The following is a 22795-nucleotide window of genomic DNA, read 5'->3' on the forward strand; positions in this document are numbered from 1 at the left end:
CGTTCGAGCGTCCGCGTGAGCCGTCGAGGCCTTGCCGCTTTTCCGGTGCGTACGGGAAACGCCAGTCGCCGGGTCAGTCGCCCCGGTAGAGAATGCGATAGATGGCGCCCGCGTGATCGTCGGCGACCAGGAGCGATCCGTCCGGCAGCACCAGCACGTCGGCCGGGCGCCCCCAAGCGGTCTCGCCCTGCAGCCAGCCACTGGCAAAGGTCTCGTACGCAACGGCCCGGTTGCCCTGCAGACGCACCAGCGCAACCCGGTAGCCGATCTTGCGCGAGCGGTTCCACGAACCGTGTTCGGCGATGAAGATCTGGTTGCGGTACTCTGGCGGGAACATCCTGCCGGTGTAGAAGCGCATTCCCAGGGCGGCGACATGCGCTCCCAGTTGCTGCGCCGGCGCGGCAAACTCCCGGCAGTTGCGTCTGGCGCCGAACTCCGGATCGGGCAGGTCGCCGCCGTGGCAGTAGGGATAGCCGAAGTGCATGCCGCCGCGTGGTGCATGGTTGAGCTCGTCGGCGGGCAGGTCGTCGCCGAGCATGTCGCGACCGTTGTCGGTGAACCAGAGTTCGCCGGTCTGCGGATGCCAGTCGAAGCCGACGCTGTTGCGCACGCCGCTGGCAAAGGTTTCGATACGGCTGCCGTCGGGCGCCATGCGCATGATATTGGCGTAGCGCTGGGGGTCGGGTTCGCAGATGTTGCACGGCGCGCCCACCGGTACGTAGAGTTTGCCGTCCGGGCCAAAGGCCATGAATTTCCACCCGTGGTGGGTCTCGCCGGGCAGCCGGTCGGTGACGACCGCTGGTGTCGGCGGATGCTCCAGGCGTCGCTCGATATCGTCGTAACGCAGGATGCGGCTCACCGCCGAGACGTAGAGACTGCCCGCCCGGTAGGCCACGCCGACGGGCAGTTGCAGACCGCTGGCAATGACGGTGACCCGCTGGGCTTTGAAGCTGGCGTCGAAGCTCACCGCATGCACCTTGCCGGCGCGCATCGACCCGACGAAAAGCGTGCCTCCCTTGGCATCGTGCGCCCCGAGCGCCATTTGCCTGGCGTTGTCTACCTGCGCCCAGACCTCGATCGCGAAGCCTGACGGCAAACTGATACGTTCGAGGGGCAAGCGTGCGGCCTGGGTTGACCAGGGCAGAAGGGCAAGCGCCACGGTCAACAGGCGGACGATTCTCCACACGCCACTCGCTCGCCAGGCATGCGGGATGGTGGGCTTGGCGCTGTCGCACTGCCCGGGGTGGGTGTCTGGTGTGTGCTCTGACTGGCTGGATGGGGGCATCGCGATGTCCGGAAGAAGGGTGAGTGGCAACCGGTGGCGGCTGGCGGACGCACGCCGCGCTGCTTGCGCTGGCGGCGGCGTTAGCTCGCCGGTGTCGATCGGTCACTGAGCGACCGTCGCCGATTCCGTGTCACAATGGTCGGCGCGCTCGGCCAGCCATTGCCGGTGTTTCCTGGGCACGGCTTCCTGGTCGAGCTGGGCCGTCAACGCACTCGATACCGCTCACAGACATGTATTATGGGGAAAAACTCAACGCTTGGACTCATCTGGTCGGCGCCGTGCTGGCGGTTGCCGGGGCGATCGTCCTTGTCGTACGGGCAACGCTCGACGGTGATCCGTGGAAGGTGGTCAGCGTCTCCATCTACGGCTTGACGCTGGTTCTTCTGTACAGTTTTTCGGCGCTCTACCACAGCTTTCGCGGGCGTGCCAAGGACATCCTGCGCGCTCTGGATCACCAGGGAATCTACCTGCTCATTGCCGGTAGTTACACACCGTTCTGTCTGGTCACCCTGCGTGGCCCCTGGGGATGGTCGCTTTTCGGAGTGGTCTGGGCACTGGCCGTAATCGGTGGTCTACAGGAAATGTGGCCGATGGGCAAGGCCAGGATCCTCTCCCTGGTCATCTACCTGCTGATGGGGTGGGTGGTCGTGGTCGCGCTCGTACCGCTGTTGCAGACGCTGGGGACCGCCGGCTTCTTGTGGCTGGCGGCAGGCGGCGTGTTCTACACCAGCGGCATCGTCTTCTACGCGCTGGACACGCGATTGACGCACGCGCACGGTGTCTGGCACCTGTTCGTGATGGCGGGTAGTGCGGCGCATTATGTGGCAATCCTCTGTTACGTCCTGTGATCGGTGGCTTCGCCGGCGCTCGCCCGGGCAAGCGCGCTGCAACCGGTGCCTGCAGACGCCTCGAGACCGGGACGCCGCCGGCTCGCCGCTTCGCGCCGGCCTCGCGCCGCACGGGTTCCGACGCTGGCAAGATTGCTGTAGAATTGTGCCCTTTTCGTTCGCGTCGAGGCGCAAGCACGATGCGGGCGCGGAGTCTCGGCGGGTGGTAATGGCAGCGCCTGGGTGGGCCTTTGAGGCTCGCAAGTTCTGCCGAGACCGCTTGCTTTGCGGCTCCTCCGGTTCGGGCGTCTGCCCGGCCCGCGAGGAACGATGTTCGCGTGCCTTCGAACTGGCTGCCGGTGCAGCTTGCTTGCTCGGCAGTGCGGGCTCTCTTGACGAAGCCGGGGTCCGGTCACCTTTTTGCTCGTATCACAAGGATTCTTAATGGAAACTAACGCCGTTAATTCTGACGCACCAGCGATGGATTCTGACGCACCCGCGACGAACGCTCTTGAGCGTCGTCTTGATCTGTCGGTTGACCTCGCGGAACTCGACAAGGAAGTCGACCAGCGCCTGAAGCGCCTTGGCAAGAACATGAAGATGGCGGGCTTCCGGCCAGGCAAGGTGCCGGCCGGCATCGTCCGCCAGCAGCATGGCGAACAGGCTCGCCACGAGGCGCTCGGCGACGCACTTGGGCGTTTGTTCAGCGAAGCCATCACGGCGCAGCAGTTGCGGGTTGCGGGCGGGCCGAGGATCGAGAGCAGGAACACCGGCAGCACGACGCACATCGAATTCTCGGCGGTCTTCGAGGTCTATCCAGAGATCGCATTGAATGATCTGACCGGCGTGACGATCGAGCGCCCGCTGCTCGAGGTGGGTCCCGCGGAGATCGACGGCACGATCGAAATCCTGCGCAAGCAGCGCGTGCGTTATGAACCCGTGGATCGGGCTGCGGCAACAGCCGATCGCGTGACCATCGACTTTCTCGGAAAGAAGGCCGGTGAGCCGTTCCCGGGCGGCCAGGGGACGGACTACCGCTTTGTGCTCGGCGAGGGCAAGATGCTTTCCGACTTCGAGAACGCGGTCATTGGCACCTCGGCAGGGGAGTCCAAGTCCTTCGAGATGACCTTCCCGGCAGAGTACTTTGCCAAGGATCTGGCCGGACAGTCGGTCACCTTCGATATCACGGTCAAGGAGGTCGGCGCGCCGATCCTGCCGGAGGCAGATGCCGACTTCGCCAAGGGGCTGGGTGTCGAGGACGGCGATATCGTGAAGATGCGTGCCGAGATCGAGGCCAATCTGAAGCGTGAGGTGAAGCGGCGCTTGCAGGCAAAGGTGACTGGACAGGTGATGGACTCGCTGCTGCAGGCCAATCCGATTGACGTGCCCTCCGCGCTGGTCGACAGGGAGGTCGAGCGCTTGATGCAGGTGGCTCGCCAGGACATGGAACAGCGCGGCATGAAGGTCAAGGATCTGCCGATGCAACCCGAGTGGTTTGCCGATCAGGCACGGCGTCGAGTCAGTCTGGGTCTGATTATGGCGGAAGTCGTCAGGGTGCACGGCCTGGAGGCGAAGCCGCAACAGGTGCGGGCGATGGTCGTCGACGCGGCGCAAAGTTACGAGCATCCCGAAGAGGTCGTGCGCTGGTACTATGCACAGCCGGAGCGCCTCGCCGAGTTCGAAGGCGCGGCGGTCGAGGCCAACGTGGTGGACTGGGTCCTGACGCAGGTGCAGGGGGTTGAAAAGCCCGTCGCTTTTGGTGAGTTGATGGGGCAGAACCCCTGAGCAGGCAAGATTGTCGAAACGAGGACGCGAAATGCACATCGAGCACGCAAGCAACTGGAATCCACAGGCACTGGGCTTGGTCCCGATGGTTATCGAGCAGAGCGGTCGTGGCGAACGGGCCTACGATATCTACTCGCGACTGCTCAAGGAGCGAGTGGTTTTTCTGGTGGGCCCGGTCAATGATGTCACGGCCAATCTGGTCGTCGCGCAACTCCTTTTTCTGGAAGCAGAGAACCCGGACAAGGACATACATTTCTATATCAACTCGCCGGGCGGCTCGGTGTCGGCCGGGCTCTCGGTCTATGACACGATGCAGTTCATCAAGCCGGATGTATCCACCCTGTGCATGGGACAGGCCTGCTCGATGGGGGCGTTTCTGTTGGCTGCCGGCACGCGTGGCAAGCGCTTCGCGTTGCCCAACTCGCGGGTGATGATCCACCAGCCGATGGGCGGGTTTCAGGGCCAGGCTTCGGACATCGCCATTCACGCCAAGGAAATCCTCTCCCTGCGCGCCAAACTCAACGAGCTGATGGCTCTCCACACCGGGCAGGAGATCGAACGTATCGAGCGCGATACGGATCGTGACAATTTCCTTTCGGCCCAGGAAGCGGCAGAATACGGACTGATCGACAAGGTGCTGGCCAATCGGGAGGCGATTTGATCCCTGAGTTGGTGCCCGATTTGATCCCGTTTCCAGGCAGTCTCCCCACGGCTTGAGAAGAAGGTAGGTCGACATGACGGAAAAGAAGAGTGGCAGCGAGAAACTGCTCTACTGCTCGTTCTGTGGCAAGAGCCAGCATGAGGTGAAGAAGCTCATCGCCGGGCCTTCGGTGTTCATCTGCGACGAGTGCATCGAGCTGTGCAACGATATCGTTCGCGACGAGATTGCCGGTGACCAGGGCGCCAAAGGCGCCAAGGGCGACCTGCCGACTCCGAAGGAAATCTCCGCGCTTCTCGACCAATATGTGATCGGTCAGGATCAGGCCAAGCGGATTCTGTCGGTGGCGGTCTACAATCACTACAAGCGGCTGCGTCATCACGGTCGCGCGGGTGACGACATCGAACTTGCCAAGAGCAACATTCTGCTCATTGGTCCGACCGGTTCGGGCAAGACCTTGCTGGCGCAGACGCTGGCGCGCATGCTCGACGTTCCCTTCGTGATGGCCGATGCGACGACGCTGACCGAGGCCGGTTACGTCGGCGAAGACGTCGAGAACATCATCCAGAAACTGCTGCAGAAAGCGGATTACGACACCGAGAAGGCGCAGCGCGGGATCGTCTATATTGATGAGATCGACAAGATCTCCCGCAAGTCCGACAATCCATCGATTACGCGCGACGTTTCGGGCGAGGGTGTGCAGCAGGCGCTGCTGAAGATCATCGAGGGCACCGTCGCTTCCGTGCCACCGCAGGGCGGGCGCAAGCATCCCAACCAGGACTTCGTCCAGGTGGACACCACCAACATCCTGTTCATTTGTGGCGGGGCGTTCGACGGCCTGGAAAAAGTCATTCGCAACCGTTCCGATCGCGGTGGTATCGGTTTTGGCGCCGAGGTCAAGAGCAAGGACAACAGCAAGGCGATCGGTGAAGTGCTGCGTGGCGTCGAACCGGAAGACCTGATCAAGTTCGGCCTGATCCCCGAGTTGATCGGTCGGCTGCCGGTGATTGCCACCCTCGAGGAACTCTCCGCCGCGGCGTTGGTGCAGATCCTCATCGAGCCGAAGAATGCACTGGTCAAACAGTACCAGAAGTTGTTCGGCATGGAAGGCGTGGCGCTGGAGATACGCCAGGCGGCGATGCTGGCAATTGCCCGCAAGGCGCTGGAGCGGAAGACCGGCGCACGCGGCCTGCGGTCGATCCTCGAGTCGGTGTTGCTCGACACCATGTACGAACTCCCCGGAATGGAGAATGTCTCAGAAGTGATAATCGACGAGAACGTCATCATCGGCGACGCGCAACCGCTTCTCATCTACGCTGGTCAGCCAAAAGTTTCTGGCGGCAACTGATGTGCTAGCCGCGCCTCGCGGCTTGAAATACTGGTTCATGCCACCATTTGCGGGCATGGACTCTTACCTGAAGGGCACAATCAATGTCTGCAACCCCCAAGCTGGCTAGCGAGCCAGTCGAACTGCCGCTGCTGCCACTACGCGACGTCGTTGTCTTTCCGCATATGGTGATTCCATTGTTTGTCGGACGGCCGAAGTCGATCAAGGCTCTCGAGGTGGCAATGGAGGCGGGCAAGAGCATTCTCCTTGTCGCCCAAAAGTCCGCCGTCAAGGACGACCCCGAGGCGGACGATCTGTACGGGGTGGGCTGTGTGGCCAATATCCTGCAGATGTTGAAGCTGCCCGATGGCACGGTGAAGGTGCTGGTCGAAGGTGCGCAGCGCGCGCGTCTCGAAGCGATCGACGCACGCGATGAGATGTTTTTCGCGCGCGCGCGGCCGGTTGCGGCTGAAGACGGTGTCAATCATGAGGTCGAAGCCTTGCGGCGCGCGGTCATCGCCCAGTTCGATCAGTACGTGAAGCTCAACAAGAAGATTCCACCGGAGATCCTGACGTCGATCGCGGGCATCGAGGAGGCGGGACGTCTGGCCGACACGATCGCCGCCCACCTGCCGCTGAAGCTCGATCAAAAGCAGGAAATCCTCGAGATGTTCGATATCCGGGCGCGCATCGAACGCTTGCTCACTCAGCTCGAAGCCGAGATCGATATCCTGCAGGTGGAGAAGCGCATCCGCGGCCGTGTCAAGCGGCAGATGGAAAAGAGTCAGCGCGAGTACTACCTGAACGAGCAGGTCAAGGCCATCCAGAAGGAACTCGGCGAAGGTGAGGACGGCGCCGACCTTGACGAACTCGAGAAGAAGGTCAAGGCGGCCGGCATGAGCAAGGAGGGGCTCGCCAAGGTGCAGGCCGAACTCAGGAAGCTTCGGCTGATGTCTCCGATGTCCGCCGAAGCAACCGTGGTGCGTAATTTCATTGAAACGCTGAGCGGCCTGCCGTGGCGCAAACGTACGCGAACCAGCAAGGACCTGGCAGCGGCCGGGAAGATCCTGGATGCGGATCACTGGGGTCTGGAGAAGGTCAAGGAACGGATCATCGAGTACCTCGCCGTGCAGCAACGTGTCGACCGTCTCAAGGCGCCGATTCTTTGCCTGGTCGGTCCTCCCGGCGTCGGCAAGACTTCGCTCGGCCAGTCGATAGCGCGCGCCACCGGTCGCAAGTTCGTGCGCATGAGTTTGGGCGGCGTGCGCGACGAGGCCGAAATTCGCGGCCATCGGCGGACCTACATCGGCTCGATGCCCGGCAAGATCCTGCAGAACATGAGCAAGATTGGCGTCAAGAACCCGCTTTTCCTGCTCGATGAAGTCGACAAGATGGGACAGGATTTCCGCGGCGACCCGAGTTCGGCGCTGCTTGAAGTGCTCGATCCCGAGCAGAATTCGACCTTCGTCGATCACTACGTCGAGGTTGAATACGACCTTTCGGAAATCATGTTCGTCGCCACGGCGAACACGCTGAATATTCCGGCGCCGCTTCTTGATCGCATGGAAGTGATTCGCCTGTCGGGCTATACGGAAGACGAGAAGGTCAATATCGCCCAGCGCTACCTGCTGCCAAAGCAGATGAAGAACAATGGGCTGAGGACCACTGAACTGACGGTGGCGGAGAGCGCGCTGCGCGACATTGTTCGCTACTACACGCGTGAAGCAGGCGTACGGTCGCTCGAACGCGACATCTCCAAGATTTGCCGCAAGGTGGTGAAAACGCTGCTGTTGAGGAAGAGCCAGACCAAAGTGGCGGTCAGTGCGCGCAACCTCGACAAGTTTCTCGGTGTGAGGCGCTACAATTTCGGCGTTGCCGAGCGCGAGAATCAGGTGGGGCAGGTGACGGGTCTGGCGTGGACCGAAGTTGGCGGCGAGTTGTTGACCATCGAGGCGGTGGTGTTGCCGGGCAAGGGCAAGACGACGACCACGGGCAAGCTCGGCGAAGTGATGCAGGAGTCGGTCCAGGCGGCGCTTTCGGTAGTGCGGAAGCGTGCCCAGTCACTGGGGATCGATCATGAGTTCTACCAGAAGAGCGATATCCACATCCATCTTCCGGAGGGCGCGATTCCCAAGGACGGACCGTCGGCCGGTGTCGGTATTTGCACGGCACTGGTTTCGGTGCTGACCGGCATACCGGTCTGCTGCGATGTCGCGATGACCGGGGAAATCACCCTGCGAGGCGAGGTGTTGCCGATTGGCGGGCTCAAGGAAAAGCTCCTGGCGGCCGTTCGTGGTGGTCTGGCGAGGGTGCTGATCCCGGAGGAGAATGTTCGGGATCTGGCCGAGATTCCCGATAACATCAAGAACAAGCTGGAGATCATTCCGGTGCGCTGGATTGATCAGGTGCTCGAGTTAGCGCTCGAACGCAAGCCGGAGCCGCTGTCGGTCGAGGCGATTGCCCCGCCTCCGGCGGCTGCCGGCGTCGCGGAAGGCGTTGGCGGGCAGGCGGTGATCACTCATTGAGTGAGCACATGAGGTGGCCGGAGACCAGGCGGACAGGACCTGCCGGTCGCTGACTCTGGCCAAGTGGCAAGGGATGCGCTAGACTCGCGTCTCTCGTGCTTTGGTCACGCTCGGGTGCTTAGCTCAGTTGGTAGAGCGCTAGCCTTACAAGCTGGATGTCGGCGGTTCGAGCCCGTCAGCACCCACCAGAACCGGTGACCAGCGTTCCGAAACGCGTTTGGGAGTGGTAGTTCAGTTGGTTAGAATACCGGCCTGTCACGCCGGGGGTCGCGGGTTCGAGTCCCGTCCACTCCGCCACTGCCGCAAGGCGAACGCAAGTTCGCCTTTTTTGTTTCAGCTTCACTGTTACAGTGAGTCAGCGGGCTACCACCATGTTCTTTGATGCCGTTCGCAACAACAAGAGAGTTGTCCAGGTATTTCTTGCCCTGATTACCTTACCCTTTGCCTTCTGGGGCGTTGACTCGTACGTGCGCAACAGTGGGGCGGGAACCGATCTGGCGAGTGTCGGCGATTCCAAGATCACGCGGCCGCAGTTCGATCAGGCCTGGCGGGTTCAGCAGGATCGCATGCGGCAAGTGCTCGGTGCCAATTTCCGGCCCGAGTCGATGAATACCCCGGAAGCCAAACTGGCGGTCCTCAACTCCTTGGTGGATCAGCGCCTTTTGTTGATCGAGGCGGCGAAAGATCGACTCGCCGTAGGCGACGATCTATTGCGTGAAGTGATCGGCAAGATCCCGGCCTTGCAGGAGAACGGACAGTTCTCGCTGGCTCGCTACCGGGCGGTGCTGGCCGCGCAGGGCATGTCGCAGTCGCAGTTCGAGGCACAGGTTCGTCAGGATCTCACGCTCCAGCAGTTGGTGGCGGCGATTGGTGATACGGGCATCGCCAGCACGACCACGGCCGACGCGATGCTGCGCATACAATCCGAGGAGCGACAGGTTGCGGAGTTGCGATTTTCTCCCGATCAGTTTCTCGAGCGGGTGCAAGTCGATCCGGCCGCCGTGCGGAAGTTCTATGACGACAATGCGAACCGCTTTGAAATTGCCGAGCAGGCAAAGGCCGAGTTCGTCGTGCTGTCTCTCGATGGTCTGCTTGAGAAAGCCAAGGTCAGCGATGCGGAAGTGACGGGTTGGTATGAAAGCCACAAGGATCGCTACCAGCAACCCGAGGAAAGGCGTGCTAGCCACATTCTGATCCTGGCCAACGCGGACGTGGATAGAGAGAAGGCGAGGGCGAAAGCGGAAGAGGTGCTGAAGGAGATCCAGAAGTCGCCGGGCAGATTTGCCGAATTGGCCAAGCAGCACTCCCAGGATCCTGGCTCGGCGGAGAAAGGGGGCGATCTTGGTTTCTTTGGCCGCGGCATGATGGTCAAGGCGTTTGAAGATACCGTCTTCAAGGCCCAGGAGAATGAGGTGTCCGGGCTGGTACAGTCGGAATTCGGCTACCACATCATCAAGGTGACGGGCATCAAGGTTGGCACGCAGCGTGCGTTGGTCGACGTGCGTCCGGAGATCGAAGCGGAACTCAAGCGCCAGGCAGCATCGCGGCAGTTCGCAGAAGCGGCCGAGGCTTTCAGCAATCTGGTTTATGAGCAGCCGGACAGCCTGCAGCCGGCAGCCGATCGCTTCAAGGTGACAATCCAGCAGTCTGGCTGGCTGCCGCGCAACCCGCCTGTAGAGGCTCTGCCGGCGCTCGGCCAGCTGAATAGCCCGAAGGTTCTCGCCGCACTGTTTTCCGAGGACTCGCTGAAGAACAGGCGCAACACGGAAGCGGTGGAGATCGCGCCGAACACGCTTCTGGCGGCACGTGTCATCGAGCATCGACCGGCGACCGTCAGACCGTTCGATACCGTCAAGACGGAGATCGAGGCTAGCCTGAAGACTCAGGAGGCGGCGGCATTGGCGCGCAAGGCTGGTGAGGCGCAACTCGGCCAGTTGCAGCAAGGCGCTGAGAGCAAGGTCGCCTGGGGCCCGGCAAGGGAGGTTTCCCGGATCGAGTCTCGGCAGTTGCCGGCGGTAGCGCTGAAAGCGATCTTCAAGGCGAATGTTGGCAAGCTGCCTGCGTACGCCGGCGCTGAAGTGGGCGGTGGCAACTACGTGCTGTACAAGATCATGCGCGTAAGCCACCCTGAGAAGGTCGACGACAAGAGGCGTGCAGCACTCCAACGGGAGCAGGAAACGATCCTCGCTCAAGAGGACTTCGCTGCCTATCTTGCGGGTTTGCGGCTCCGTTACAAAATCGATATCAACAAGTCGGCGCTCGAGAGCAAGGAACGTTAGGAGTCTGCGTTCCCCTCGACTGGCAGCACAACAAAAAAAACCCCGCCGTAGCGGGGTTTTGTGTGCCCGGCAGAGCGGCCGGGATTGCAGAGCTTACATGTCCATGCCGCCCATGCCACCCATGCCGCCCATGCCGCCCATGCCGCCACCGCCCATAGCTGGTTTTTCTTCAGCCAGTTCGGCGACCATGCAATCGGTGGTGAGCATCAGGCCGGCGATCGACGCAGCGTTCTGCAGTGCGGTGCGCGTGACCTTGGTCGGATCAAGTACGCCCATTTCCACCAAGTCGCCGTACTCGCTGGTCGCGGCGTTGTAACCGAAGTTGCCGGTGCCTTGCAGCACGGCGTTGACGACGACGGAGGGCTCGTCGCCGGCATTGGCAACGATTTCGCGCAGCGGTTGCTCCATGGCCCGCAGCACGATCTTGATGCCGGCCTCCTGGTCGGCGTTGTCGCCCTTCAAGGTTGCCAGGCCCACGCGGGCACGCAGCAGCGCGACGCCACCGCCGGGAACGATTCCTTCCTCAACGGCTGCGCGGGTCGCATGCAGCGCGTCTTCGACGCGCGCCTTCTTCTCTTTCATTTCGACTTCGGTGGCTGCGCCAACTTTAATCAGGGCAACGCCACCAGCCAGCTTGGCGACCCGCTCCTGCAGCTTTTCCTTGTCGTAGTCGCTGGTCGCCGTCTCGATCTGCGCCCGGATCTGCTTGACGCGGGCTTCAATACTAGCGGTAACGCCAGCGCCGTCGATAATCGTAGTGTTCTCTTTGCCGATTTCGATACGCTTCGCCTGGCCGAGGTCGGCGAGGGTGGCTTTCTCGAGCGTCAGGCCGACTTCTTCGGCGATAACCTGGCCTCCGGTCAGGATGGCGATGTCCTCGAGCATTGCTTTCCGGCGATCGCCGAAACCCGGGGCCTTGACGGCACAGGTCTTCAGAATCCCGCGGATGTTGTTCACCACCAGGGTCGCGAGAGCCTCGCCGTCGACATCCTCGGCGACGATCAACAGCGGACGGCTGGACTTGGCGACCTGCTCGAGGATCGGCAGGAGGTCGCGGATGTTCGAGATCTTCTTGTCGAAGATCAGGATATACGGGCTCTCCAGGATCGCATTCTGTTTCTCGTTGTTGTTGATGAAGTACGGGCTCAGGTAGCCGCGATCAAACTGCATTCCCTCGACCACGTCGAGTTCGTTGTTCAGGGACTTGCCGTCCTCGACGGTGATGACGCCTTCCTTGCCCACCTTGTCCATCGCCTTGGCGATGATGTCGCCGATGTCGGCGTCGGCGTTGGCCGAGATCGAACCGACCTGGGCGATCTCCTTGCTGGTCGAACACGGCTTCGAGAGTTTCTTCAACTCCTCGACGGTAGCGATCACCGCTTTGTCGATCCCACGCTTCAGATCCATCGGATTCATGCCGGCGGCAACGTACTTCATGCCCTCGCGGACGATGGACTGGGCCAGCACGGTTGCGGTGGTCGTCCCGTCACCGGCGATGTCGGAGGTCTTCGAGGCGACCTCCTTGAGCATCTGGGCGCCCATGTTGGCGAACTTGTCCTTCAGCTCGATTTCCTTGGCTACGGAGACACCATCCTTGGTGACGGTCGGAGCGCCGTACGAGCGCTCGAGCACAACGTTGCGACCCTTCGGGCCGAGGGTGATCTTGACCGCATCGGCAAGGATATTTACGCCTTCGACCATGCGAGCGCGTGCGGTGTCGCCGAACTTGACGTCTTTAGCTGCCATAGAGATAACTCCTAGATTTCTTTAGTGATTTAGTCGTAAAACAGAAAACGGATGGCGGGGATGACGGGGCGCCTAGGCCTCGATGACGCCCATGATGTCTTCCTCGCGCATGACCAGCAACTCATCCCCGTCAACCTTCACGGTCTGACCAGCGTACTTGCCAAAGAGGACGCGGTCGCCGACCTTTACGGCGAGCGCGCGGACGCTGCCATCTTCGAGTATCTTGCCATTCCCGACCGCGCGAATCTCGCCTTGGTCAGGTTTTTCCGCGGCGGTGTCGGGGATGACGATACCTGATGCGGTTTTGCGCTCTTCTTCGAGGCGTTTGACAATCACGCGATCATGCAACGGGCGAATTTTCATGTAGCTTCTCCTTGGGTTAAGAGCAAAAAAGAACTGTGATCCACAGGTCCAACAGCCATGGGTCGCTAGACTGCTCTGGGTCTGTTAGCACTCAAGGCTAACGAGTGCTAATAATAGCGTCGAGGATCAAAGAATTCAAGCCCTGCCCTAGCCGATTCTGGAATTGCCGTGATGCCGGTTGGTCGTACGGGGTGATTCTTACCACAGCAGCCAGCGTACGAGTCCGTAGCCGCCCTGAGCCGTGCGAGCGCGTGGCGGAGTGGGGTAGTATTCACGTCGCTTGCCGGAGCGGCCGCGCGCTGCCTCGTCGGCGCGGCCAAGGCGGCGACAGCGCACCGGGGCCAGGTGCTGCCAGCCGGTGTCGTTTCGGGACTGTTCCTGCAATCGTGGTTAGGGGGTGGATATGTCTGACATCAAGGATGCGGTTGAAGAGCAACTGTGTTCGGCGTCAAGCGTTCTCAGGCGCATTTGTGATGCTCTGGGTTCCAAGGGCTACCCGATTTGACTATGGCATTTAAGATCGTGAGGATCTTGTGCATGCAAGCGACCAGCGCAACTTTTTTTGGCTTTCCCTTGGCGATCAGGCGCTGATGAAACGCCTTGATCACGGGGTTGTAACGGACGGCACTCAAGGCGGCCATGTATAGCGCGCTACGTACGGCTGTTCGACCACCCCAGGTGATGCGTTTGCCCTTGTGGCGACCGCTGTCCGCGTTCAATGGTGCGACACCGACCAGCTTGCCAATTTGCGCATGCGAGAGTTGTCCCAATTCGGGCAACGCCCCCATCAAACTCGCTTGCGTGCAGGGCCCAATCCCTTTGAAGTCTTTGAGCAAAGCGAGCTTGTCGGCAAAATGTGCTTTCAGCATGCCGCTCATGTCGTTATCAACCGATGCAATCTGGCGGTCCAGCATCTTCAGTACCGCCTTGATACTTTTATGCTGCGAGGGATGGCTTTGGGCCAAGCGGTTTCCTTCCGCCACGCGCATGCCGACCAACTGGTGGTGGCGTATGAGCAAGGCTTCCAGCGCCTCCTGGTTGGCATCGGGCAGCTTCATCAACAGCCGCTCCCGCTGCGCTGACTGGTGCAGCGTTCGTGCAAAGTGCGATAGCACCCGCGCGTCAATGGCGTCCGTCTTGGACAGGTATCCCATGGATTTTGCGAAGTCTCGCGCCTGCCTGGGGTTGACCACCATCACCGCCAGCCCGGCCGCACATAGCGCGGCGGCGGCCTGCCGTTCGAAGCCTCCCGTGGCTTCCAGGAGCACCACACCAATGCGCTCGGAAAGCGGGATGAACTCCTTGACCAAGGCCTCGATCTCTCGGCCGGCGTTAGCGATACATCGGGTCTTGGATTTGTCGTCTACCGCCACCTCCAGCGTCTCTTTGGCAACGTCAATACCAACAAAAATCAATTCAGAAGCGTTCATCTCAGGCCATCCTTGCAAATACGAGGTCACGGCCTTGCGACACGCGCCAACCAGCAACTGTTCGGTATTCAGACAAACGGGCAACCAGGCATGCCAAGTGCTAACCCACGGGCTTGAGGTCCCAGAGGGGCGTCGGGCTATGCCTGGCCTTCCGAACTCCTTCCCGCAACATCCATGCAGCAATCGGCGATGCACACCTTGGGGCTCCGCCCCAAACCCCGCACTCGCCGTGAGGCAGCGGCCGGGGATGATAAACCCTCCCCGACCACTCCCTCGAGTGTCATTGGCCTCCAGGATGTCAAGAGGCTTTCGCGGCATAAACGCGAGAGAAAAAAACCTCTCTCGCATATATTCCCGGCATTATGGAGCAGCCACCCCCAGCGGCTGACGCTCAGCCCGGCGAAAATTCTCTTGTTTTCAACGAACAGGAGCATTGTTCATGGCGGAGAGCCACGTGGTTACGGCCCTGATCAGCAAGCGCGCCGAACTGGCTGGGCTGATCGAGCATCATCAGAAGGAAATGGATCGTCTGGCGGATGATCTGGCCCACCTTGACGCCACCCTCAAGCTGTTTTCCCCGGAGATCGACCTGCGGACGATCCGGGTCAAGGCCCACCGGATGCGGAACCGTTTCTTCCGCCCGGGGGAATGCCAACGCCTGGTTCTGGACATCTTCCGCGAGGCTCAAGGCGCAGCGCTGAGCAGCCGCCAGATCGGCGAAGCGCTGACGGCACGCCGGGGTCTGGAAGCGACCACCGTCATGATCGAGCAGATGCGGAAGAACGCCATTGGCGTCGTGCATCGCCTGGAGCGTAGCGGCACCCTGATCCCTGCCGGCCGTGACGGGCACGGCGCCACCTGGGCGGTCGCCTGACGCTTTCACACCGCCAGGCTTTCCCCCAGTCGGTGGTTGCCCTGCCAGTACCCGCACCAATCCCGACTCACCAGGGCACGGGCGCACTTGCCGAGGATGTCCCGGAAGATGTCGCCGTTGCTCCAGCGCCGGGTGTCTTCCCGGTAGGCCATCTCGTTGGCGTAGTTGTCGAGGTACTTCGGAGCCGCCTTGTGGATCTGGCCGATGTGGAAACGGCGGAAGCGGGAGAAATACGATTCCGCCAGGTTGTTGGTCGTGCCGTCATCGGCGCGGTACTCCTTGCCGTGGTTCACCCGGCGAACCTCGTACTTGGCAGGGAGCCGGTCGTAGGCGTCCGATTCGTCGGCACAGATCACCGCACCCTTGGCGATGTAGGCTGGCGCCAGTTTGCCGAGGTCGGCCTGGTTCTCATTCTTGACGATGAAGGTCAGCGTCTTCTTGGCCCCGGCGTTGCCGGCCTCTACCTCCGCCTCGGTGTGCGCCTGACGCATCACCAGGATGCAGCGCTTGTCCGGGTCTTGATTCTCTGCCAGGCGCCGGTCTACCCGGTCTTCCTTCTTGTTCTCCGGCCGGACCTTCCCGCCGACATACGCGCCATCCACGTGTATCTCGCCCTGCAGAGCGGATTCCTCCCGGCCCACCAGCAGGCTCTCCCGGATCTTGTGCAACAGCACGTAGGCAGTCTTGTGGGACACGCCCAGGTCGCGACCCACCTGCAGCGCGGAAATGCCCTTCACGGCGTTGGTGAACAGGATCACGGCCGCCAGGTACAGGCGCAGCGGCAGCTTGTGGAAGGCGAAAATCGTTCCGGACGTGACCGAGAAATCCTCCTGGCAGCCCGCACAACGCCAAATCTTGCGGGCCGGGCGAAAGTAGTGCCGGTGCGCCATGCCGCAGTGCGGGCAGACCACTTCCTCCCCGTCGCCCCAGCGCGCCTCGCGGAACAGGGTAAACGCGTCGTCGTCACTCATCGCCAGGACCTGAACCACGGACAGGGTACGGGCTTTGGCTTTCAGGAGGAAATGTAAACTCATCGCACGGGCTCATGGGGTTGGGGCATGAGCCGCAGTGTAGGGCGCTATAGGCTCACAGAATGAGCTCGCCAGAAAGAACAGGGGCGGCGGCGTCGCCAAGCCCGGCGGACGAGTGGGGTGGCTGCTCCATAATGTCGTATATTCCACGGTCCTCTTGACATCCTTCCAGCCATCAATTCACACCCTCCTCCAATGAACGACAAACCACAAAACGAAAGATACAAGGTGGTCGGTAAGGCCGAACAGGCGTCCGACCGGTTGATCAACGTGATTGCCGTGCTGGTGGCCGTTCTCGCGACCGTGATGGCGCTGTTCAGCATCAAGGGAGGCAATGTCGGTCAGGCAATGGCCCAGGCGCAGGCGAGAAGCGTGAACGCCTGGGCCTATTTCCAGGCGAAGAGCACCAAACAGACTCTTGCCGAGAGCATGCTCGATCAACTCCTCCTCGATCGGGAACGAGCCACAGGGCTACCGCCTGACGCCATTGTCGCGCTTGACAAGAAGATCGACGTCTACCGGGGCAGAGTCGAACGTTATGAAAGCGAGAAGGCGGAGATCAAGAAGCAGGCGGAAGCCTATGAGCAGGAATACGAAGAGCTGAACTTTCACGACGATCAGTTCGACATTGCTGAAGCGGGGATAACGGTCGCCATGGCCCTCCTGGGAATCGCGGCTTTGACCCGTCGCGCATGGCTGGTTTGGTTCGCGTTGGTTTTTGCTGGCGTCGGCGTCGCCTCGGGCGTGGGGGGCTTCGTGGGTGGCAGCTTTCATCTCGATTTCGTCGCCAGAATGCTCGGTTGAAGAAGTCGGCGCCGTCGGTGGCGACCGCCTACGGCGCGCTTGCTCGATCTCGCCGGCGGCGGCCGTGTCGTGTTCCGGGGTCGTCCTTCGCGGCTGGCAATGCGAAAGGCCCCCCCGTGTTCGGGGCGATTGACGACACGGCGAGGCGCCTTCCGACTGCCGCAGCGCACGCTTCTGATCGCTTGCTTTTCAGCAGGCAGGCGGCGGGAATGCCCTTGGTCGATAGCGTGAGGCGCACATTAGGCGTTGACGCCGCGTGGGAGCGCTGCTAGAATGCTTCCTCTTCGCAGCACGGGTCGTCTGGCCACGCAGTAACGGTTGGCTGGGGCGCGATTGAGGCGAATGGAGGCAGCAGGTTTGCTCCTCAACAGTCGCGGGGTGGAGCAGTCTGGCAGCTCGTCGGGCTCATAACCCGAAGGTCACAGGTTCAAATCCTGTCCCCGCAACCAGCTCTTTAAAAACTAGACAACCGATAGGTGTGGGTTCTTGATCTGGGGTGATCTGCGCAAGCGGATTGCCGAGCAGATGGAGTAACTCGCACGGAAGTAAAGCCTGCTGGTCTGGAGGAATCTGGGCTGGTGGGACGTCGAGCGAGGGTTTGAGGATTTGAACTGAAGAGTTTGATCCTGGCTCAGATTAAACGCTGGCGGCATGCCTTACACATGCAAGTCGAACGGCAGCACGGGGGCAACCCTGGTGGCGAGTGGCGGACGGGTGAGTAAAGCATCGGAACGTATCCTGGAGTGGGGGATAACGTAGCGAAAGTTACGCTAATACCGCATATTCTGTGAGCAGGAAAGCAGGGGATCGCAAGACCTTGCGCTCTGGGAGCGGCCGATGTCGGATTAGCTAGTTGGTGGGGTAAAGGCCTACCAAGGCGACGATCCGTAGCGGGTCTGAGAGGATGATCCGCCACACTGGGACTGAGACACGGCCCAGACTCCTACGGGAGGCAGCAGTGGGGAATTTTGGACAATGGGCGCAAGCCTGATCCAGCCATGCCGCGTGAGTGAAGAAGGCCTTCGGGTTGTAAAGCTCTTTCGGCGGGGAAGAAATTGCACGGGTTAATACCCTGTGTAGATGACGGTACCCGAATAAGAAGCACCGGCTAACTACGTGCCAGCAGCCGCGGTAATACGTAGGGTGCGAGCGTTAATCGGAATTACTGGGCGTAAAGCGTGCGCAGGCGGTTTGGTAAGTCAGATGTGAAATCCCCGGGCTCAACCTGGGAACTGCATTTGAGACTGCCAGGCTGGAGTTTGGCAGAGGGGGGTGGAATTCCACGTGTAGCAGTGAAATGCGTAGAGATGTGGAGGAACACCGATGGCGAAGGCAGCCCCCTGGGCCAATACTGACGCTCATGCACGAAAGCGTGGGGAGCAAACAGGATTAGATACCCTGGTAGTCCACGCCCTAAACGATGTCAACTAGGTGTTGGGAGGGTTAAACCTTTTAGTGCCGTAGCTAACGCGTGAAGTTGACCGCCTGGGGAGTACGGCCGCAAGGCTAAAACTCAAAGGAATTGACGGGGACCCGCACAAGCGGTGGATGATGTGGATTAATTCGATGCAACGCGAAAAACCTTACCTACCCTTGACATGTCAGGAATCCCGAAGAGATTTGGGAGTGCTCGCAAGAGAGCCTGAACACAGGTGCTGCATGGCTGTCGTCAGCTCGTGTCGTGAGATGTTGGGTTAAGTCCCGCAACGAGCGCAACCCTTGTCATTAATTGCCATCATTCAGTTGGGCACTTTAATGAGACTGCCGGTGACAAACCGGAGGAAGGTGGGGATGACGTCAAGTCCTCATGGCCCTTATGGGTAGGGCTTCACACGTCATACAATGGTCGGTCCAGAGGGTTGCCAACCCGCGAGGGGGAGCCAATCTCAGAAAGCCGATCGTAGTCCGGATCGCAGTCTGCAACTCGACTGCGTGAAGTCGGAATCGCTAGTAATCGCGGATCAGCATGTCGCGGTGAATACGTTCCCGGGTCTTGTACACACCGCCCGTCACACCATGGGAGCGGGTTCTGCCAGAAGTAGTTAGCCTAACCGCAAGGAGGGCGATTACCACGGCAGGGTTCGTGACTGGGGTGAAGTCGTAACAAGGTAGCCGTAGGGGAACCTGCGGCTGGATCACCTCCTTTCTAGAGAAAAACCGGATCGAGAACTCACAACCTATCGGTTGTCACAGGCTGCACAAGCGGATGGGTCTGTAGCTCAGTCGGTTAGAGCATCGTCTTGATAAGGCGAGGGTCGTTGGTTCGATTCCAACCAGACCCACCAGCGAAACGACGGAGGGGCCGTGCGAAGGCAGGCAGTAAAGCATTTCTGGCGTCGGCTGGGGGTGTGGTTGCCGGTCAGCGGGGGATTAGCTCAGCTGGGAGAGCACCTGCTTTGCAAGCAGGGGGTCGTCGGTTCGATCCCGTCATCCTCCACCATCCGCGCCGAGTGAACCGTCAGGCCTGCGGGGTAGTGATCTACCCTGCAGGCCTGACCCTTTACCGGGTGAGTGCTCTTTAAAAAACTGGAAGAAGGTTGTATTGCTGGCGCCCCTGTGGGGGTGTTGGTAATACGGTTGTGATTGCATCGATCCCCCGCAAGGGGGAGCACACATGAGTTGCCTGTAGCTTGGGGTCTCGGAAGAGAGCTCAAGGTTATAGGATCAAGCGAATAAGTGCATGTGGTGGATGCCTTGGCGATTACAGGCGACGAAGGACGTACAAGCCTGCGAAAAGCTCTGGGGAGCTGGCAATGAAGCTTTGATCCAGAGATATCCGAATGGGGAAACCCACTCCGCAAGGAGTATCCCACGCTGAATACATAGGCGTGCGGAAGCGAACCCGGCGAACTGAAACATCTAAGTAGCCGGAGGAAAAGAAATCAACCGAGATTCCCAAAGTAGTGGCGAGCGAAATGGGAACAGCCTGCAAGTGATAGCGATTGCGTTAGCGGAAGTCTCTGGAAAGTGGCGCCGTAGTGGGTGAAAGCCCCGTACGCGAAAACCCGATCGTAGTACTAAGTTTGCGACAAGTAGGGCGGGGCACGAGAAATCCTGTCTGAACATGGGGGGCCCATCCTCCAAGGCTAAATACTCGTAATCGACCGATAGTGCACCAGTACCGTGAGGGAAAGGCGAAAAGAACCCCGGGAGGGGAGTGAAATAGATCCTGAAACCGCATGCATACAAACAGTGGGAGCCTCCTTGAGGGGTGACTGCGTACCTTTTGTATAATGGGTCAGCGACTTACGTTCAGTAGCGAGCTTAACCGAATAGGGGAGGCGTAGGGAAACCGAGTCTGATAAGGGCGCCTAGTTGCTGGACGTAGACCCGAAACCAAGTGATCTATCCATGGCCAGGATGAAGGTGCGGTAACACGCACTGGAGGTCCGAACCCACTAATGTTGAAAAATTAGGGGATGAGCTGTGGATAGGGGTGAAAGGCTAAACAAACTTGGAAATAGCTGGTTCTCTCCGAAAACTATTTAGGTAGTGCCTCAAGTATCACCGACGGGGGTAAAGCACTGTTATGGCTAGGGGGTCATCGCGACTTACCAAACCATTGCAAACTCAGAATACCGTTGAGTGCGAGCTTGGGAGACAGACATCGGGTGCTAACGTCCGGTGTCAAGAGGGAAACAACCCAGACCGCCGATTAAGGTCCCAAAGCCATAGTTAAGTGGGAAACGAGGTGGGAAGGCTTAGACAGCCAGGAGGTTGGCTTAGAAGCAGCCATCCTTTAAAGAAAGCGTAATAGCTCACTGGTCGAGTCGTCCTGCGCGGAAGATGTAACGGGGCTCAAACTATGCACCGAAATCGCGGATATCCGTAAGGATATGGTAGGAGAGCGTTCTGTAAGCCGTTGAAGGCGTCTTGTGAAGGATGCTGGAGGTATCAGAAGTGCGAATGCTGACATGAGTAGCGATAAAGGGAGTGAAAAGCTCCCTCGCCGAAAGCCCAAGGTTTCCTGCGCAACGTTCATCGGCGCAGGGTGAGTCGGCCCCTAAGGCGAGGCTGAAAAGCGTAGTCGATGGGAAACAGGTCAATATTCCTGTACCTCTTTGTAATGCGATGGGGGGACGGAGAAGGTTAGGTCAGCCGGGTGTTGGACGTCCCGGTTCAAGCGTGTAGGAAGACCTTTTAGGCAAATCCGGAAGGTCAATTCTGAGGCGTGATAACGAGTGGTCATTGACCGCGAAGTGATTGATACCATGCTTCCAAGAAAAGCCTCTAAGCTTCAGTTACAAGGAGACCGTACCGCAAACCGACACAGGTGGGCAGGATGAGAATTCTAAGGCGCTTGAGAGAACTCAGGAGAAGGAACTCGGCAAATTTGCACCGTAACTTCGGGAAAAGGTGCGCCCTGATAGGTTGTAGCCCCTCGCGGGTGAAGGCTGAAAGGGTTGCAGTGAAATGGTGGCTGCGACTGTTTAATAAAAACACAGCACTCTGCAAACACGAAAGTGGACGTATAGGGTGTGACGCCTGCCCGGTGCCGGAAGGTTAAGTGATGGGGTGCAAGCTCTTGATCGAAGCCCCGGTAAACGGCGGCCGTAACTATAACGGTCCTAAGGTAGCGAAATTCCTTGTCGGGTAAGTTCCGACCTGCACGAATGGCGTAACGATGGCCACACTGTCTCCTCCTGAGACTCAGCGAAGTTGAAATGGTTGTGAAGATGCAATCTCCCCGCGGTTAGACGGAAAGACCCCATGAACCTTTACTGTAGCTTTGCATTGGACTTTGAACCGACTTGTGTAGGATAGGTGGGAGGCTGTGAAGCCGGGACGCTAGTTCTGGTGGAGCCAACCTTGAAATACCACCCTGGTTTGTTTGAGGTTCTAACCACGGCCCGTGAATCCGGGTCTGGGACCGTGCATGGTAGGCAGTTTGACTGGGGCGGTCTCCTCCTAAAGTGTAACGGAGGAGTACGAAGGTACGCTAGGTACGGTCGGACATCGTGCTGTTAGTGCAATGGCAAAAGCGTGCTTGACTGCGAGACTCACACGTCGAGCAGGTACGAAAGTAGGTCATAGTGATCCGGTGGTTCTGTATGGAAGGGCCATCGCTCAACGGATAAAAGGTACTCTGGGGATAACAGGCTAATACCGCCCAAGAGTTCATATCGACGGCGGTGTTTGGCACCTCGATGTCGGCTCATCACATCCTGGGGCTGCAGTTGGTCCCAAGGGTATGGCTGTTCGCCATTTAAAGTGGTACGTGAGCTGGGTTTAAAACGTCGTGAGACAGTTTGGTCCCTATCTGCCGTGGGCGCTGGAAATTTGAAGGGGGCTGCTCCTAGTACGAGAGGACCGGAGTGGACGAACCTCTGGTGTACCGGTTATGACGCCAGTCGTATTGCCGGGTAGCTAAGTTCGGAAGAGATAAACGCTGAAAGCATCTAAGCGTGAAACTCGCCTTGAGATAAGATTTCCCTGGGGACTTGATCCCCCTGAAGGGTCGTGGTAGACCACCACGTTGATAGGCTGGGTGTGGAAGCGCAGCAATGCGTTAAGCTAACCAGTACTAATTGCCCGTGAGGCTTGATCCTATAACCTTGAGCAGCAACTCCGCACCGGACATCGGTTCCCCAGGAACCGTCAAAAAGCCGGTTCGAAAAGCAATCACAACTCCCCTTCTTCCTGCGCACCCCGCTTCAACGCGGCGTGCGAACCCCTTACGCTTGGCGGCCATAGCCCTTTGGACCCACCCCTTCCCTTCCCGAACAGGACCGTGAAACGAAGGCGCGCCGATGATAGTGCATACTTCATGTGTGAAAGTAGGTCACCGCCAGGCTCCCCTTCTACAAAGCCCTCACCGCAACCGCGGCGAGGGCTTTGTGCTTTGTACCGCAAGGAGGCAG

13 protein-coding genes, 5 tRNA genes and 3 rRNA genes are annotated in these 22795 nt (G+C 59.8%); 16 read left to right on the plus strand and 5 right to left on the minus strand.

Going from position 1 to position 22795, the window contains the following annotated elements:
- Positions 1 to 73: 73 nt before the first annotated feature.
- Positions 74 to 1285 carry a PQQ-dependent sugar dehydrogenase gene (locus CAP2UW1_RS11255; protein WP_015766749.1) on the minus strand — a complete coding sequence of 404 codons (1212 nt, stop codon included), beginning with the start codon at positions 1283 to 1285 and terminating at the stop codon, positions 74 to 76.
- A 230-nt stretch (positions 1286 to 1515) separates the two neighbouring features.
- Here CAP2UW1_RS11255 and trhA point away from each other — a divergent pair, with 230 nt between their 5' ends.
- The 8 genes from trhA (at position 1516) to CAP2UW1_RS11295 (ending at position 10686) form a co-directional block, all read left to right on the plus strand.
- Complete coding sequence (gene trhA, locus CAP2UW1_RS11260) at positions 1516 to 2133, plus strand: PAQR family membrane homeostasis protein TrhA (RefSeq protein WP_015766750.1); 618 nt, start codon at positions 1516 to 1518, stop codon at positions 2131 to 2133.
- 459 nt (positions 2134 to 2592) lie between these two features.
- On the plus strand, positions 2593 to 3897 hold the full coding sequence (gene tig / locus CAP2UW1_RS11265; RefSeq protein WP_041567823.1) for a trigger factor: 1305 nt from the start codon (positions 2593 to 2595) through the stop codon (positions 3895 to 3897).
- A gap of 31 nt (positions 3898 to 3928) precedes the next feature.
- Positions 3929 to 4558 carry an ATP-dependent Clp endopeptidase proteolytic subunit ClpP gene (gene clpP, locus CAP2UW1_RS11270; RefSeq protein ID WP_015766752.1) on the plus strand — a complete coding sequence of 210 codons (630 nt, stop codon included), beginning with the start codon at positions 3929 to 3931 and terminating at the stop codon, positions 4556 to 4558.
- A gap of 73 nt (positions 4559 to 4631) precedes the next feature.
- A complete protein-coding gene (gene clpX, locus CAP2UW1_RS11275) occupies positions 4632 to 5903 on the plus strand; it encodes an ATP-dependent Clp protease ATP-binding subunit ClpX (protein WP_015766753.1) in 1272 nt (423 codons plus the stop codon).
- A gap of 83 nt (positions 5904 to 5986) precedes the next feature.
- On the plus strand, positions 5987 to 8407 hold the full coding sequence (gene lon, locus CAP2UW1_RS11280) for an endopeptidase La (RefSeq protein WP_015766754.1): 2421 nt from the start codon (positions 5987 to 5989) through the stop codon (positions 8405 to 8407).
- Between the two features lie 112 nt (positions 8408 to 8519).
- Positions 8520 to 8595 (plus strand) — tRNA-Val (locus CAP2UW1_RS11285).
- Between the two features lie 32 nt (positions 8596 to 8627).
- A tRNA-Asp gene (locus tag CAP2UW1_RS11290) sits at positions 8628 to 8704 on the plus strand.
- A 74-nt stretch (positions 8705 to 8778) separates the two neighbouring features.
- Positions 8779 to 10686: a SurA N-terminal domain-containing protein gene (locus CAP2UW1_RS11295; RefSeq protein ID WP_015766755.1), complete on the plus strand. Its 1908-nt coding sequence runs from the start codon at positions 8779 to 8781 to the stop codon at positions 10684 to 10686.
- 93 nt (positions 10687 to 10779) lie between these two features.
- Here CAP2UW1_RS11295 and groL read toward each other — a convergent pair whose 3' ends face one another.
- From groL to CAP2UW1_RS11310, 3 genes are all read right to left on the minus strand, one after another.
- Positions 10780 to 12432: a chaperonin GroEL gene (gene groL / locus CAP2UW1_RS11300; RefSeq protein WP_015766756.1), complete on the minus strand. Its 1653-nt coding sequence runs from the start codon at positions 12430 to 12432 to the stop codon at positions 10780 to 10782.
- A 72-nt stretch (positions 12433 to 12504) separates the two neighbouring features.
- Entirely contained in the window at positions 12505 to 12795 is a 291-nt protein-coding gene (groES, locus tag CAP2UW1_RS11305) for a co-chaperone GroES (protein ID WP_015766757.1), read from the minus strand.
- 458 nt (positions 12796 to 13253) lie between these two features.
- Positions 13254 to 14225 (minus strand): IS110 family RNA-guided transposase, encoded by a 972-nt coding sequence (locus tag CAP2UW1_RS11310; protein ID WP_015766758.1) that lies wholly within the window; start codon positions 14223 to 14225, stop codon positions 13254 to 13256.
- 439 nt (positions 14226 to 14664) lie between these two features.
- On the opposite strand from CAP2UW1_RS11310, the gene CAP2UW1_RS11315 reads away from it, so the two are divergent.
- Positions 14665 to 15099: a hypothetical protein gene (locus CAP2UW1_RS11315; RefSeq protein ID WP_015765733.1), complete on the plus strand. Its 435-nt coding sequence runs from the start codon at positions 14665 to 14667 to the stop codon at positions 15097 to 15099.
- 5 nt (positions 15100 to 15104) lie between these two features.
- On the opposite strand, the gene CAP2UW1_RS11320 is transcribed toward CAP2UW1_RS11315, so the two are convergent.
- The gene (locus tag CAP2UW1_RS11320) at positions 15105 to 16133 is read right to left on the minus strand and encodes an IS1595 family transposase (protein ID WP_015766759.1); all 1029 of its coding nucleotides are present in this window, start codon (positions 16131 to 16133) and stop codon (positions 15105 to 15107) included.
- Positions 16134 to 16325: 192 nt separating this feature from the next.
- Between CAP2UW1_RS11320 and CAP2UW1_RS11325 the strand changes: the two genes are divergently transcribed.
- The 7 genes from CAP2UW1_RS11325 to rrf all read left to right on the plus strand — a co-directional run bounded on the left by CAP2UW1_RS11325 (position 16326) and on the right by rrf (position 22728).
- The gene (locus CAP2UW1_RS11325) at positions 16326 to 16934 is read left to right on the plus strand and encodes a DUF4337 domain-containing protein (protein ID WP_015766760.1); all 609 of its coding nucleotides are present in this window, start codon (positions 16326 to 16328) and stop codon (positions 16932 to 16934) included.
- A gap of 372 nt (positions 16935 to 17306) precedes the next feature.
- Positions 17307 to 17383 (plus strand) — tRNA-Met (locus CAP2UW1_RS11330).
- A gap of 159 nt (positions 17384 to 17542) precedes the next feature.
- Positions 17543 to 19080: ribosomal RNA gene (locus tag CAP2UW1_RS11335) — 16S ribosomal RNA — on the plus strand.
- Between the two features lie 62 nt (positions 19081 to 19142).
- Positions 19143 to 19219, plus strand: a tRNA-Ile gene (locus CAP2UW1_RS11340).
- Positions 19220 to 19298: 79 nt separating this feature from the next.
- Positions 19299 to 19374, plus strand: a tRNA-Ala gene (locus tag CAP2UW1_RS11345).
- Positions 19375 to 19596: 222 nt separating this feature from the next.
- A 23S ribosomal RNA gene (locus tag CAP2UW1_RS11350) occupies positions 19597 to 22483 on the plus strand.
- A gap of 131 nt (positions 22484 to 22614) precedes the next feature.
- Positions 22615 to 22728, plus strand: a 5S ribosomal RNA gene (gene rrf / locus CAP2UW1_RS11355).
- Together the 16S, 23S and 5S rRNA genes with 3 tRNA genes alongside form the textbook arrangement of a ribosomal RNA operon.
- Positions 22729 to 22795 lie beyond the last annotated feature (67 nt).

This window comes from Candidatus Accumulibacter phosphatis (assembly GCF_000024165.1).
Lineage (GTDB): Bacteria > Pseudomonadota > Gammaproteobacteria > Burkholderiales > Rhodocyclaceae > Accumulibacter > Accumulibacter phosphatis.